General features: G+C 71.9%; 10 protein-coding genes. 1 reads left to right on the top strand and 9 read right to left on the bottom strand.

Annotated features, from left to right (window positions below; genetic code table 11):
• Positions 1 to 46 precede the first annotated feature (46 nt).
• The 7 genes from VFR90_RS02455 to VFR90_RS02425 all read right to left on the bottom strand — a co-directional run bounded on the left by VFR90_RS02455 (position 47) and on the right by VFR90_RS02425 (position 5,640).
• Entirely contained in the window at positions 47 to 277 is a 231-nt protein-coding gene (locus VFR90_RS02455; RefSeq protein ID WP_326404385.1) for a DUF2970 domain-containing protein, read from the bottom strand.
• A complete protein-coding gene (locus tag VFR90_RS02450; RefSeq protein ID WP_326404384.1) occupies positions 274 to 990 on the bottom strand; it encodes a cytochrome c oxidase assembly protein in 717 nt (238 codons plus the stop codon). Before VFR90_RS02450 ends, VFR90_RS02455 begins: the two co-directional genes overlap by 4 nt.
• A 10-nt stretch (positions 991 to 1,000) precedes the next feature.
• Positions 1,001 to 1,117 carry a cytochrome oxidase small assembly protein gene (locus VFR90_RS02445; protein ID WP_326404383.1) on the bottom strand — a complete coding sequence of 39 codons (117 nt, stop codon included), beginning with the start codon at positions 1,115 to 1,117 and terminating at the stop codon, positions 1,001 to 1,003.
• A 34-nt stretch (positions 1,118 to 1,151) separates the two neighbouring features.
• Positions 1,152 to 2,771, bottom strand: a complete 1,620-nt coding sequence (gene ctaD, locus VFR90_RS02440) for a cytochrome c oxidase subunit I (protein WP_326404382.1) — start codon at positions 2,769 to 2,771, stop codon at positions 1,152 to 1,154.
• A 43-nt stretch (positions 2,772 to 2,814) separates the two neighbouring features.
• Positions 2,815 to 3,999, bottom strand: a complete 1,185-nt coding sequence (gene coxB, locus VFR90_RS02435; protein WP_326404381.1) for a cytochrome c oxidase subunit II — start codon at positions 3,997 to 3,999, stop codon at positions 2,815 to 2,817.
• A 48-nt stretch (positions 4,000 to 4,047) separates the two neighbouring features.
• Positions 4,048 to 4,560 carry a DUF2244 domain-containing protein gene (locus VFR90_RS02430; protein ID WP_326404380.1) on the bottom strand — a complete coding sequence of 171 codons (513 nt, stop codon included), beginning with the start codon at positions 4,558 to 4,560 and terminating at the stop codon, positions 4,048 to 4,050.
• A gap of 147 nt (positions 4,561 to 4,707) precedes the next feature.
• On the bottom strand, positions 4,708 to 5,640 hold the full coding sequence (locus VFR90_RS02425; RefSeq protein WP_326404379.1) for a methyltransferase domain-containing protein: 933 nt from the start codon (positions 5,638 to 5,640) through the stop codon (positions 4,708 to 4,710).
• A gap of 49 nt (positions 5,641 to 5,689) precedes the next feature.
• Between VFR90_RS02425 and VFR90_RS02420 the strand changes: the two genes are divergently transcribed.
• Positions 5,690 to 6,409, top strand: coding sequence for a ComFC family protein (locus VFR90_RS02420; protein ID WP_326404378.1), 720 nt, complete (start codon positions 5,690 to 5,692; stop codon positions 6,407 to 6,409).
• 13 nt (positions 6,410 to 6,422) lie between these two features.
• Here VFR90_RS02420 and pbpC read toward each other — a convergent pair whose 3' ends face one another.
• Together pbpC and VFR90_RS02410 are read right to left on the bottom strand one after the other, a co-directional pair.
• Positions 6,423 to 8,567, bottom strand: coding sequence for a penicillin-binding protein 1C (gene pbpC / locus VFR90_RS02415; RefSeq protein WP_326404377.1), 2,145 nt, complete (start codon positions 8,565 to 8,567; stop codon positions 6,423 to 6,425).
• Complete coding sequence (locus VFR90_RS02410; RefSeq protein WP_326404376.1) at positions 8,564 to 14,647, bottom strand: alpha-2-macroglobulin family protein; 6,084 nt, start codon at positions 14,645 to 14,647, stop codon at positions 8,564 to 8,566. The genes pbpC and VFR90_RS02410 overlap by 4 nt, the downstream gene beginning before the upstream one ends.
• Positions 14,648 to 14,673 lie beyond the last annotated feature (26 nt).

Raw genomic sequence — 14,673 nt, 5'->3', positions numbered from 1 at the left:
TCTCCTGGAAGCCTCTTGGAAGTGATGCGGGAAACGAAGGACGAACTCAGGCCGCGACGCCGCTGCCGACGATCCAGCGCACGAGCAGCAGCAGCACGACGATGAAGACCGCCGCCGCGACGACGCCGGCGACGAGCACGTGCACCGGATTGAGCTGGTTCACGTCGCGCTCGTAGTCGGCCGACCGGCGCACCCCGAAGAACGACCAGCCGACAGCCTTCAGCGTCTGCGCGAACGAGCCGCGGCGCTGCACGGCGGCCTTGAAGCCGTCGCTCATCCGGGCGCTCCGGCCTTCACCGCGGCGGTGCTGCGCGGCGCGGCATCGTGGGGCGCCGCCTTCGGCGCCGAATCCCGTAGCGCCGCCTTCGGCGCCGAATCCTGCAGCGCCGCCTTCGGCGCCGCGGGCGTCTTGCCGCCGACCTCGAAGAAGGTGTAGCTCAGCGTGATGGTGCGCACGTCGCGCGGCAGCTTCGGATCGATCGTGAAGACGACCGGCCAGCTCTTGGCTTCGCCGGGCGCGAGCTGGTACTCGTTGAAGCAGAAGCACTCGACCTTCTGGAAATAGGCCATCGACTGCCGCGGCGCGTAGCTCGGGATCGCCTGAGCGGCCATGCTGCGGTTCTGCACGTTGCGGAACTCGTACATCACCGTCGTCAGCTCGCCGGGATGCACGTCGATCGAACGGACCGCGGGCTTGAAGTCCCAGGGACCGCTGACGTTGGCGTCGAACTCGATCGTGACGACGCGGCTGCGATCGATCTGGCTGTTGGAGGGAGCAGCCGACTGGCCGCTCACCGTGCGCTCCGACAGCGACAGCACGTTGATGCCGAGCGCCTCGCAGATCGTCCGGTAGATCGGCACCAGCGCATAGCCGAAGCCGAACATCAGCGCGGTGACGACCGCCAGCTTGCCAAGGAGCCGCCGGTTGTCGGCGCCGAGCAGGCGGTGCGCGCGGGCGGAGGCGCGTGCTTCGCGCGGGGCGTCGCTCATCGCATCCGCCTCAGCGCCCGAGCAGCACGATCTTGGCGACGAAGCCGAGCGCGAAAGCGAGCGCGATCGAGGCCAGGATCAAGGCCAGCCTCAGGTTGCTCTTGCGCTGTTCGCGGTTCGGGGCCATCGCGATGGATCCTGCGTGCGCTCTCGGATGCGCCTCAGCCGACGATGCGGGTGGCCGCGACGTTCAGCTTCGGCGGCGTCTCGAAGGTGTGGAAAGGCGCCGGCGACGCCACTTCCCACTCGAGACCTTCGGCGCCTTCCCAGGGCTTCGCGACCGCCTTCTCGCCCTTGCCCAGCATCGCCGGCAGCACGATGAAGAACACGAAGTACACCTGCATCAACCCGAAGCCGAAGGCGCCGATCGAGGCCAGCATGTTGAAGTCGGCGAACTGCATCGGGTAGTCGGCATAGCGGCGCGGCATGCCGGCCAGCCCGAGGAAGTGCATCGGGAAGAAGGTGACGTTGAAGAAGATCAACGAGCCCCAGAAGTGGATCTTGCCGCGCGTCTCGGAGTACATGACGCCGGTCCACTTCGGGCACCAGTAGTAGAAGCCGGCGAACATGGCGTAGAGCGAGCCGGCGACCAGCACGTAGTGGAAGTGCGCGACGACGTAGTAGGTGTCCTGCAGTTGGATGTCCACCGGCGCCACGGCGAGGATCAGGCCGGTGAAGCCGCCCATCGTGAACACGAAGATGAAGCCGACCGCGAACAGCATCGGCGTCTCGAAGGTCATCGAGCCGCGCCACATCGTCGCGATCCAGTTGAACACCTTCACGCCGGTGGGCACCGCGATCAGCATCGTCGCGTACATGAAGAACAGCTGGCCCGTCACCGGCATGCCGGTCGTGAACATGTGGTGCGCCCACACGATGAACGACAGGATCGCGATCGACGCCGTCGCGTAGACCATCGACGTGTAGCCGAACAGCCGCTTGCGGGCGAAGGCCGGGATGATGGCGCTCACGATCCCGAAGGCCGGCAGGATCATGATGTAGACCTCGGGGTGACCGAAGAACCAGAAGATGTGCTGGTACATCACCGGGTCGCCACCTCCGGCCGGGTTGAAGAAGCTGGTGCCGAAGTGGCGGTCGGTCAGCGTCATCGTGATCGCGCCGGCGAGCACAGGCATCACCGCGATCAGCAGGTAGGCGGTGATCAGCCAGGTCCAGCAGAACAGCGGCATCTTCATCAGCGTCATGCCGGGAGCGCGCATGTTCAGGATCGTCACGACGATGTTGATCGAGCCCATGATCGAGCTCGCGCCGAGGATGTGCATCGCGAAGATGCCGGCGTCCATGCTCGGGCCCATCTGCAGCGTCAGCGGCGCGTAGAGCGTCCAGCCCGCCGAGGGCGCGCCGCCGGGCATGAAGAACGAGCCGACCAGCATCACGGCCGCGGGAATCAGCAGCCAGAAGCTGAAGTTGTTCATCCGCGCGAAGGCCATGTCGGCCGCGCCGATCTGCAGCGGCACCATCCAGTTCGCGAAGCCGACGAACGCCGGCATGATCGCGCCGAACACCATGATCAGCCCGTGCATCGTGGTGAGCTGGTTGAATAGCTCCGGATTGACGACCTGCAGCCCCGGCTGGAACAGCTCGGCACGGATGCCGAGCGCGAGCACGCCGCCGATCATGAACATCGTCAGCGAGAACAGCAGGTACAGCGTGCCGATGTCCTTGTGGTTGGTCGCGAAGACCCAGCGGCGCCAGCCATGCGGGTGGTCGTGCGGTTCGTCGTGGGCGTGGCCGCCGTGGTGATCAAGTACTGCGCTCATGCTCGTGTCCTCGTGCTGTAGGCGGTTCGATCGGGGGCTTCCATCACTTGCGCTGCGCGACGATGTCGGCCGGCTGCACGAGCTGCCCGGTCGCGTTCGACCAGTGGTTCTTGGTGTAGGTAATGACCGCGGCGATGTCGGTATCCGACAGCTGCTTCCACGACGGCATCGCGCCGTTGGCCGCGCCGTTCAGCAGGATCGCGATCTCTTTCGACTTGTCGGCGTCGAGCACCACGGCCGAGCCGTCGAGCGCCTTGATCGGGCCCATGCCCTTGCCGTTGGCCTGGTGGCAGGCCTGGCAGTTGGCGGCGTAGATCTGTTCGCCGCGCGCGACCAGCTCCGGCAGCGCCCACACCTTGCCCGGATCGTCGGCCTTGGCCGCGAGCTTCTTCTTCTCGCCCTCGACCCACACCGCGTAGTCGGCCTGCGACAGCACCTTCACGTGGATCGGCATGTAGGCGTGCTCCTTGCCGCAGAGCTCGGCGCACTGGCCGTAGTAGTCGCCGGTCTTCTCGGCGCGGAACCAGGTGTCGCGCACGAAGCCCGGGATCGCGTCCTGCTTGACGCCGAAGGCCGGGACCATCCACGCATGGATCACGTCGTTGGCCGTCGTGATGATGCGCACCTTGCGATCGACCGGCACCACCAACGGGTTGTCGACCTTCAGCAGGTAGTTGTCGGTCGGCTCGGGCTTGCCGCTGTCGCTCATCAGGCGCTGGGTGTTGTCCAGCGTCGAGACGAAGGCGATGCCCTCGCCTTCGCCCTTGATGTAGTCGTAGCCCCACTTCCACTGCATGCCGGTCGCCTTGATCGTGAGATCGGCGCCGGTGGTGTCCTTCATCGCGACGACGACCTTCGTGGCCGGCAGCGCCATGAAGATCACGATCACGAACGGCACGATGGTCCAGGCGATCTCGACCGTGGTCGATTCGTGGAAGTGCGCCGCCTTCGCGCCCTTCGAGCGGCGGTGCTTCCAGATCGAATAGAACATCACGCCGAAAACGCCGATGAAGATCGCCAGGCAGATCCACAGCATGAAGTAGTGCAGCCACTGCTGTTCGGCGGCGATGCGCGTGACCGGCGGGTGCATATCCAGCTGGTTCACCGCCGGTCCGCCGGGCAGGCTGTTCACGGCCAGCGCGCCGGCGGCGTAGAGCGTGGTCGCGACGGCGGCACAGGCGCGCGCGATGGGCGCGATCCAACGGGTCGGGGCTTTCTCGGTCTTCATCGTGCTCGCTTCCAGAACAAATCTCTCTCGGCGCTGGCGGCTCGCGGCCTAGCGCTTCGGGTCCTCGCCCGCCCAGCGCCCTTCGGGCCATTGCCGGAAGGTCGCGCGGAACTCGTCGGCCAACGCGGGCCGCAACTCGGGCCGCACGTAGCGGCCCACCGCGATCGTCGCGCCCTGGCCGGACAGCTCGATCAGCGAACGATCGTCGCGCCGAGGCTCGACGCGCACCCAATCCGGCTGGAATTCGGCCCGCTCGACGCGCCCGCCGTGAAGATGCTCGACCACGAGCCGGCCCGATTGCAGAGTGATCAACTCACGGTCGGCGGCATGCCTTGCATAGACCAGCAATGCCGCGCCGACGACGAGCAATTCGGCCCACGCGAACGGCATGACCAGGGTCGCGCCGTTGAGCCAGAAGTATGTGGCGATGGTCAGCGAAATCACGCACAGGGATGCATAAACGCCGAACAGCTGCTGCGGCTTCAGCGAACAGTTGCGCTTGAGCAGCCACTCGATCGAGCCGTTCGCCTCGCGCAAGGGCAGGCCGGCCGCTGCGTGCACGCGACCGAACCTCAAGCGCGTGGTGCCCGAAGGCGTTGCGATGGACGCTGCTGACATGCTGCGAAGGAATCGGGGGAGGCGCTCCAGCCCGACACGGACGTCCGGTTCGCGGAGCCGCGAGAGTTTATCGCGACGCTCCTCGCCCTCTCAAGGCAAAGCCGACCCGGACGCCCCCGCGCGTGCCATGCGGCGCAGGGCGTCGGCGGACACGCGGACTTCCGGCTCGACCTTCAATCGCGCGGCCGGCACGAACGCATGGCCGTAGACGATCTCGAAGCCGAGCGCTGGCCGGCCGTCGGCACCCGCGAGCGTCGCAGCGGTTGCCTCGACGAATCCTCGACGCCAGCGCGGCGTGCGCAAACCCGCGAAGCGCGTCGCGGCCGCGTTGCCGCCGAGCGTGCGCAGCTCGGCGAGCATCGATGCTGCGTCGGCCCAGTGCAACTGCAGGGCCTCCATGTCCATCACCGGGTCGGCGAAGCCGGCGGCCACCAGCATGTCGCCGAGGTCGTGCATGTCGATGAAGCCGTGGCCCGACGCACCCCAGCCCCGGTGGCGATGCAGTGTGCGCAGTTCGCGCAGCGTGTCGGGGCCGAAGCACGAGAACATCACGAAGCCATCGACCGCGAGCGCGCGCCGCCAGCGCGCGAACAGTGCGGCCGGGTCCGGCGCCCAGTGCAGCGCCATGTTCGACCACAGCAGCTGCGCCGCGCCGTCGGCCGGCGCCTCGCCCTCGAGCCAGGCGTCGCCCGCTTCCTGCGTCCAGCGCCGCATCGACCACCACGGCGAACGCCGCATCGCCCGCGCCGCGTCGCGCAGCGCCGCGCTCGGCTCGACCGCATCGATGCGCGAGCGCGGCAGCGCCTCGCGCAACGCGGCCAGCGAGCCGCCCTGCACGCTCCACCAGTCGAGCACCCGCGCCGGCCGCCGCTTGATCCAGCCGAGCCGCTCGGTCATGCGCCGCGCGATCTCGCGGTGCAGCCAAGGCGCCTCGCCCGCGCGCGCCGCGCGGCGCAGCAGCGCCGCCACCGCCGCGGGTTGCGGGGGGCTCGGATCGCTCGGGTTGGGGAGGCTGTCGTGCATCGGTCCGGGCAGTATCCGCGGCTCTCATCACGCGCCGCGCGCCTGCCTCATGTCCTCGTTCACCTCGCTGCCGCGCGGGCCTTTGGTCGCGTGGCCGAACACCTGTGCGATCTGCGCCGGCGCGAGCCGCGGGAGCGCGGGTCGCGTCTGCGCCGCCTGCCTCGAACGCTGGGCGCCGCTGCGTTCGCGCTGCCGGCGCTGCGCGCTGCCTTTGCCGGGTGACGCCGGGATCTGCGGCGCCTGTGTCAAGGAGCCGCCGCCGCTGGCCGGCGCGCTCGCCGCGGCCGACTACGGCCACCCCTGGGACGGCCTGCTGCAGGACTTCAAGTTCCACGCTGCGCTCGATCTCGCACCTGCGCTCGCCGCCTTGCTGCAACGCACCTGGCATGCCGCCGGCAGCCCGCCGGCCGATGCACTGCTGCCGGTGCCGCTCGGCGCGGCGCGGCTGCGCGAGCGCGGCTACAACCAGGCGGCGGTGATCGCCCAGCGGCTCGCCGCGCTCGTCGGGCGGCCGTGGCACCGGCACGCGCTGCGACGCGGCTTCGACGCCGCGCCGCAGTCGAGCCGCCGCCGTGCCGAACGCCTGCAGGCGCTGCGCGGCGCCTTCGTCGTCGAGCCGGCGGCCGCCGAGCGTCTGCGCGGCCGTCACCTCGTGCTGGTGGACGACGTGATGACCACCGGCGCGACCGTCCACGAGGCGGCGCGCACGCTGCTGCAGGCCGGGGCGGCGTCGGTGCAGGCCTGGGTCGTCGCGCGCACGCCGCCGTGACGGCGCGCGCGCCTCAGCGTGCCGCCGCCAGCGGCATGCGCGGCCCGCGCACCTCGAAGCGCACCACGTGCTCGGCGCCGTCGTCGGCGCCGACCAGCTTCAGCTCGTGCCGCCCCGGCCGCGGCAGCCAGCGGTGCTGCGCGCCGGGCGCGAGCCGCCGGCCGTCGAGCCACCAGATGCCGGGCTCGCCCTCGAAGCGCAGGCGCTGCAGCGCGGGCGGGATGTCGGGGTCGAGCGCGAACACGCTGCCGTCGCGGGGATGGGCGATGCCGACGACCCGCGCCGGCGCGCCGGCGTCGGTCGGCGGCGGCGCGCCGTGCTGCCGTCGCGGCCACGCCACCGGCCGGGCCGCGGTGCCGGCGAGCAGCCATTCGTCGCGCGCCGCCTCGCGCGCGATGCCGGGCTCGATGCGCGTGCGTTCGAGTCCCGCGGGCGCCGGCGCCGCTCGCGACGGTCGATCCGCATGCAGCGCCGCGACGACCTGCTGCCACACCGGCGCCGCGCCGCTGATGCCGCTGACCGCATGCATCGGCGCGCCGCTCGCATTGCCGATCCAGACACCGACGGTGTAGCGGTCGGTGAAGCCGATGCACCAGTTGTCGCGCAGGTCCTTGCTGGTGCCCGTCTTCACCGCCGCGAAGCCGCGCGTCGCGAGCGCGCTGGCGAGGCCGAAGGTCTGCGCGCGTGCGCCGTCGTCGGCCAGGATGTCGGCGACGAGCCAGCTCGCATCGGCCGCCGCGACGCGACGCTCGCGGCCCGCCGCGCCGAGCGCGACCGGCGCCCACACGCCGCCGCGCGCCAGCGCGCGGTAGGCGTTGGTCAGCGCGGCCAGCGTCGTGTCGGCCGCGCCGAGCGCGAGCGCGTGGCCGTGGTAGCCGCCGGTTTCGCGCAGGCCCAGCCCGAAGGCGTTCAGGCGCTCGAACACCGCGTCGGGCCCCAGCATCGCGGCCACGCGCACCGCCGGGACGTTGAGGCTCGATCCCAAGGCAGCACGCGCGCTGACCCAGCCCTTGTGATCGCGGTCGTAGTTCTGCGGCAGGTAGAGGCCGGCGGCGGTGGCGAACTGCGCCGGCGCATCGTCGAGCGGCGTCGCCGGCGTGATCAGCCGCCGCTCGAAGGCGAGGCCGTAGACGAAGGGCTTCAGCGTCGAGCCCGGCTGGCGGCGCGCGAGCACGCCGTCGACCGCCGGCGCATCCGACCAGCGCCCGCTCGATCCGACCCAGGCGATGACGTCGCCGCTGGCGTTGTCGAGCACCAGCACCGCGCCGTCCTCGACATTGCGGCCCTGCAGCTCGGCCATCTGCCGGCGCAGCGCGGCAAGCGCGGTGCGCTGCACGCGCGCGTCGAGCGTGGTGCGGACGCGGCCCTGCGCATCGATCGCCGCGCCTTCGCGCAGCAGCGCGCGCGCGAAGTGCGGGGCGAGCTGCTCCCCGAGCGGCATGGCGCCGCTGCGCGCCAGAGCATCGTGCGCGAGCGCGGCGACGCCGGCGCAATCGAGCCGCTGCGACTTCAGGATCGCGCAGGCGCGTTGCGCGACGCGGTCCGGCGTCGCCTGCGGCCCCCGCAGCAACGCGACCGCGACCGCAGCCTCCTGCGCATCGAGGCCGCTCGGGTACTTGCCGTAGAGCGTCTGCGCGAGCGCGCCGACGCCGACCAGTTCGCCGCGCCAGCCGACCAGGTTAAGGTAGGCCTCGAGGATCTGCCGCTTGCTCCAGCGCGCTTCGAGCTCGCGCGCCGCGGCGACCTGCCCGAGCTTCTGCCCGACGCTGCGCCCGCGCGCCGGCCGCGCGAGCCCGGCGTCGAGCAAGCCGGCGAGCTGCATCGTCAGCGTCGAGGCGCCACGCGAGGGTTCGTCGCGCCACGTCCCCCAGGCACTGCGCGCGACCGCGCCCCAATCGACGCCGCCGTGCTCGAAGAAGCGCCGGTCCTCGCTTTGGACCAGCGCGGTGGTGAGAGCCGGCGAAAGCTCTTCGAGCGCGACCCAGTCGAGCCGGCGCAGGCTGCGGTCGGTACGCAGCGTCTGGATCGTGCTGCCGTGGCGATCGACGAAGCGCAGGTCGGAGGGGCGGTGGGCGGCCTTCACGTCGTCGAAGCTCGGCAGCGCCAGCGCTGCGCTGCAGGAGGCCGCGGCGACGGCCCACGCGATCCGGCGCTTCATGGCAGCACGTCGACGCTGCCGTTCGGCACCTCGCCGAACGTTTCCGGCGCGTACATCGCCTCGACGCGCGTCGGCGGCAGCCCGAAGCGGCCGGGGTTGTTCAGGCGCAGCGTGTACTCGACGACGTGCCGGCCGCGCGGCAGGAACTCGTAGTAGCCGCGCCAGGCCTCGAAGCTGCGCTCCTGGTGCGCGAGCCAGGCGCTGCCTTCACGCTGTTCGCCGCCGACGGCGATCGCCGAGTCGCGGCCGAGGCCGGAGCCGAGCAGCGTCGCGCCGCCGGGCACCGGATCGCTGACGACGACCCAGCTCATGTCGGCCTGCGCGTCGATCTCGAGCCGCACGCGCATCACGTCGCCGCGGCTCCAGCGGCCGGGCAGCTTCTGCGTCACCGCGCTCACCGTGCGCTTGATGCCGTAGCCGGCGCGCAGCGGCGCCTTCAGCGGGATCGCCGCGGTGCTCTGCACGGTGAGCCAGGGCGTGCCGCTGCCCTGCTGCTCGGCGTTCAACACGCCGTTCGCGCCGGCGGGCCAGGGCAGCACGAGCCGCGCGCTGCTCGACGCGGGGCTGGTCTGCGCCGACCAGTCGAAGCCCTGCGTCGCGTTGCCGAAGCTGGCGACCGTCTTGCCGGCGATGGGCTGCGACTCGAACTTCGCCGAGAACTTGTCGAGCGCGAGCGAGCCCCAGAGGTTGGCGGTCGTCGTGAGCCAGGCGCCGCGCTTCTGCCGGGCGAGGCTGCCCACCACCATCTGAGGCAGCTCGTCCTTCCAGGCCGGGTCGTCGAGCACCGCGAGGATCAGCTTCGCGGCGTTGGCGTCGGCGCTGTCCATCAGCCACCACCAGAAGTCGTCGTCCTCGTTGCTGAACTTCAGCGTGGTGCCGCCCAGCGTCATGCGCGCGCGCAGGATCTGCTGAGCCTCGGCGAGCCGCTCGGCCTGCCGCGGCAGGCCCTGCACGCGCTTGAGGATCGACAGCCAGTCGATCACCGCCGCGGTCGGCCAGGTGTCGGGCGCGAGGTCGATCGAGCCGAGCTGCCTCGCCTGCGCGCGGCCGTGGCGCGCGAGCGCCTCGATCGCCGCGAGCTTGCGCACATCGACGTCGCGCGAGGCCGCGAAGGCCGGCGCCCAGAAGCGCCGCTCGATGCGGCCTTCGACGAACGCGGCGAGGCCGTCGAGCATCCGCGTCTTCGCGGGCTCGGGCAGCGCGAAGCCGGCCTCGTGCGTGGCGGCGAGCAGGTAGGCGGTGAGCCGGTCGCTGCCGCGCGCGGCGTCGGCGGCCGTGGGCGGGAAGTAGCCCGCGAGGCCGTCGGCGTCCAGGTAGGTCGCAAGCGTCTCGGCGACCGTCTGCCACATCGGTGCGTCGCGCAGGCCCACCGCCTTCGAGGCCTTCTGCTCGAGGCAGGCGAAGGGGTAGGTCTCGAAATAGCGGCGCAGCCCCGGCAGCGCGCCGCTCAGCTTCGGTTGCAGACCGAGCGTGAGACCGCCGCGCTTTGCACCGCCCTCCCCCGCAGCGGCCAGCGGCAGCGCATCGGCCGGCGGCGCGACCGGCAGCGTGTACCGGCCGTCCAGCCGCGCCAGCGTCGCCTGCAGCACGCGCACCGGCACCGCCGGCGTGACGAGCTGCGTGAGCTTGACGCGATCGCGCGCCGCTTCGTTGGCGGCACGGTCCAGTTCCTCGGCCGACAGCTCCCAGCCGATGCTGAACGCGCCGGGCGGCACCTCGATCGGCCAGCTCAGCTCCTGCGCGGCACCGGGGCCGAGCCGCACCTCCTGCGCGGCCGGGGCGACCGGGCGGCGCTCGATGCGCGGGTCGCCGCTCGCCGCCGTCGCGGCCAGCGCACGGGCGCTCGCCGCGTCGCCGAGGCCGTCGAGCAGCGCGGTGCCGGCCAGCGTCGCCTTCACGCGCATCTCGCGCGCGGTCGTGTTGCGCAGCGTGACCAGTGCGGTGTAGCGGTCGCCTTCGCGCACCAGCGGCGGCAGGCCGGCGAGCACTTGCAGGTCCTGCGTGACGCGGATCGTCGTGCTGCCGCTGCCGAAGCGGGGCGTGCCGTCGGGGCCGGCGTCGTCGGCGATTGCCACCAGCCGGAAGCTCGTCAGCGAATCGTTCAGCGGCACCTCGATCGTCGCCTCGCCGTTCGCGTCGAGCGCGACGCGGCCCTTCCACAGCAGCAGCGTGTCGAACAGCTCGCGCGTCGCGCCGCGGCCGCCGCCGCCGCCGGCTGCCACGGCCTTCCTGCCGTAGTGACGCCGACCGACGATCTCGTTGTGCGCCGTGCTGGTCTCCACGCCCCAGGGGCGGCTGCGGAACATCGCGTCGAGCAGGTCCCACGAGGCGTTGTCGCGCAGCGCGAGCAGGCCCTCGTCGACCGCGGCGAACGCGATCTCCGCCCCCGCCGCAGGCTTGCCGGCGTGGCTGACCTTCACCCGCGCGACCGCCTTCTGCCGCACCTGGTACGCCGGCTTGTCGCTGCCGACGGCAACCTGCAGCGCATGCTCGGCCATGCCGACCTGCAGCGCGGCCATGCCGACCTTGAACGAAGGCTTGCTCAGGTCGGCCATCGCGGTCGGCGCCTGGTAGCCGGGGCCCTCGTCGCGCCATGCGCGCCACCACGCGAAGGGCTGCTTCCAGCCCCACTGGAAGAAGCTGGTCCAGTGCACCTCGCGCACGCGGCCGCGCAGCGCGAGCGCGGTGACGTAGACGTTCGGGCCCCAGCCGGGCTCGATCTTCAGCTCGATCGTCGGGTCGTCGCCGCGCAGCGTGACGACCCGGGTCGCGAGCACGCCTTCGCGCTCGACACCGACCAGCACCGTCGCCTCGCGATACGGCATGCGCAATTGCAGCCGGGCGGTCTCGCCGGGCTGGTAGCTCCTGCGCTCGGGCAGCAGGTCGATGCGGTCGTCGTTGTCCTGCGCGAACCACAGCTCGCCGGCGCGCGTGACCCAGACGCTGGTCGCCGCCTGCGCCGTGCGGCCTTGCGCGTCCTTCGCGCTCGCGATCAGCTCGACCTGGCCGGCGGTGTCGAGGCTCGCCTCGCAATTCAGCAGCCCCTGCGCATCGCTCGTGCCGCTGCACACGGTGCCGAGTTCGCGCAGCTCGGTGCGGTTGTCGTAGGCGTAGAAGCCGCCGACCATGCGCTTGCGCGTCGAGAGCGTCTCGCTCAGGCGCGCGCGCACCGCGAGCGCCTGGCCGGCCAGCACGCGGCCGGCGGTGTCGAGCGCGATCACCTGGAAGCGCGTCTTGCCGTGCTGGCTCACCCACGAGCCGGCGCGCACGCCGACCACCACCGCGGCCGGCCACAAGCCGATGCGGGTCGCGACCGTCTGCACCTCGCCGTTCGGGTCGTTGAAGGTGGCCTCGGCGAGCAGCTCGCTCGGGCGCTCGATCGCCGGCAGCTTGTCGAGCGTCAGGCTCGCGGCGCCCTTCGCATCGGTCTTCGCCGCGAGCTTGTCGACGACGAGGCGGCCGGCGGCCTCGTTCGTCGGCTCGCTCTCCTCGCCGGCGACGACCTTCGGATCGCGCGGCGGCTCGAAGCGGAAGTCCTCGCGACCGGGGAAGTTCGGCGCACGCGGCTTCAGCAAGGCCGAGATCCGCACCGGCGCCGCCGCGACGCCGCCGCCCGACTGATGGTTCATCTGCAGCGCGATCGGCAACGAGGCCGGCGCGATCGGCACCTCCTTCGGGCCTACGAGCTTCACGTCGAGCAGCGGCACGCGGAACTCCTCGACGCGGAAGTCGCCGGCCGGAAAGCGGGTGCGCGGGCCCTGCCCCGCTTCGTTCGCGCTCGTCGCGGCGTCCTTCGGCGCGTCGCGTTCGAGCACCACCTCGTAGACGCCCAGCTTCGCCGCGGCCGGGATGTTCCAGCTCGACAGCGCATGCCGCTGCCCGGCCCAGGCGAGCGGCAGCACCGTCTCTTCGCCGCTGCCCTGGTGGACGAGCCTGAGGCGCGTCGGCAGCTCCTGCGGCGCCAGCGGCAGCAGGCCCTTGGCGGTTTCGGCGCGGATGAAGTGCTTCATCGAGACCGTCTCGCCGGCGCGCAGCAGCGTGCGATCGAAGACGGTGTGCGCGCGCAGGTCCGGCTGCGGATCGCGGCTCGTCGCGACGTCGAAGCGCCAACTCTCGATGCCCTTCTGCCAGCTGCTGAAGACGAAGGCGGTGTCGATCACCGACGGCCGTGCCGCCAGCGGCTTGCGCGCGGTGATGAACAGGCCCTCGGGCACGGCGCATGCGCGGCCCGACGATCCGTCCAGCCCGTCGTCGAGCGGCTGGTCGATGCGCGCCAGGCCCTGCGCGTCCGTGCGGCCCGTCCACATCGGCTTGCCGCGGCAGTCGTTGACGACGACCTCGGCGCCTTCGACGGGCTTGCCGCGGTCGAGCGACGTGACCCAGACGACGCTGCTCTGGCGGCCGTGCTTGAAGTGCACGCCCAGGTTGGTCGCGAGCGCGCCGGTGCGCACGTACAGCGGTGCGGGCTTGTCGAGCAAGGCGGCACCGAGCCGCACCGACGCGACCTCCACGACATGGAAGCCGGGCTCGGCGATCGGCAGCCCGATCACCTCGAAAGGCCGCGGGTCGCCGCCGCGCAACGGCGGCAGGTCGAGCGTGCGCGCGCCCGCGTCGCCGGCCAGCAGCGGCAGCTCGCGCGTCGCGATGCGGCGCTCTTCGCGGACGACCCGGTTGCGCCCGCGCGCGTCCTGCTCGATGCGCTGCGTGAACCACTCGCGCTCGGGCCGGCCCGCTTCCTTCGCCGTCAGCTCGCTCTCGTGCCAGCGCTTGAGCTTCGCGTAGCCGTCGAGGATTTCGGCGTCGCTCGCCAGGCGCTTGATGCGCACCGAACCCCGCGGCGCCGGAGGCGGCGCAGCCGAAGACGCGGCCGGCGACGGCGCAGGCGCGCCGTCGCGCAGGTCCGGCTGCACGTGGCGCAGCGTGATCGGCAGCAGCGCCTGCGCCGTCTGCCCCTTCGCGTCGGTCTCGTACTCGATCACGCCGAAAGGCGCGGCGGCGAACTTGGCGAGCGGCGGCGCCTCGCCGGTCGCCACCGCGAGCGGGAAGCTCGCGGCATTCGCGAGCGCGCGGCCGGCGTCGTCCTTCAGGTCCGCGGGCAGCTCGACGGTGAAGCGAGCGTTCTCGGGCAGCGGGACCGGGAAGGTCAGGCTCGTGACCGCGGTCGACGGGTCGCCGCGGTCGTTCACTGGCGCGAAGCTCGTGCCGGCCGTGCTCTTCAGCCGCACCTGCTGCGCGAGGGCGCGCGCGATCGGCGCCGAGAAGCCGAGGCTCATCGGCCGGATCGGAAGGCAAGGCGCGCCGGCGCGTTCGCGTTCGCAGCCGAACTCGGCGACGAAGGGCTTGCGCACGCGAAAACGCTCGCGCTGCTCGCCGCGCGTCATGACCGCGGGATTCCCCTGCGCCGCGATGCCCGCGCCCCAGACGAGCCGCACCGCCGTGTCGTTCGGCAGCGGCCGGCCGCAGCCGGCAACGAGGGTGCGGGCGTGCAGGCGCTTGTCGATGCGCTGCGACTTCAGCGCGGCTTCGCGCGCGGCGCCGACGACGAGCTTCAACGGCAGCCGCTCGCCGAGGCCGTCGACCTCGCACCAGGCCTTGTCGGCGACGCTCGCCTCGAGCGCCGGCCCCGACAGCTGCAGGATGAAGTGCTGGTCCTCGGCGATCTCCGAGCCCGGCCAGGGCCGCGTCTGCACGATCGCCGGGCCGCCGGTCTGGAACGTGAAGTCGGTCGCACCGGTCAGCGCCGAGGCGTTCGCCGCGCTCGGCTTCCAGCCGGCCTTGAGCCTGACGCGGCACTTGAGGCCGGGGCCGGGCGCCTCGTCGAAGTCGTAGGTCCAGGCGCGATCGCTGATCCAGCGGCCCTGCCCGCTCGGCACCGGCCCCTGGCACTGCACGACGAACGGATCGGCGAGTCGCGGATCGCCGAAGGCGACGACGCTTTCCGAGAACTTGACGACGACTTGCCGGACCTGCGCGACTTCGCCTTGCGGGCTGACGCCGGCGACGGTGGCAGCCGGGGCGTGGGGACCGAGCAGTCCGCCCAGGACGGCCACCGCGACGGCGACGAGCTGCTTCGGCTGCATGCGATTCCTCGAGCGAGACGGCGCGC

It is taken from the genome of Methylibium sp., assembly GCF_035762065.1.
Lineage (GTDB): Bacteria > Pseudomonadota > Gammaproteobacteria > Burkholderiales > Burkholderiaceae_C > Methylibium.
The sequence above is the reverse complement of the archived record's forward strand: the minus strand, read 5'-3'. Positions and strand labels throughout refer to the sequence as shown.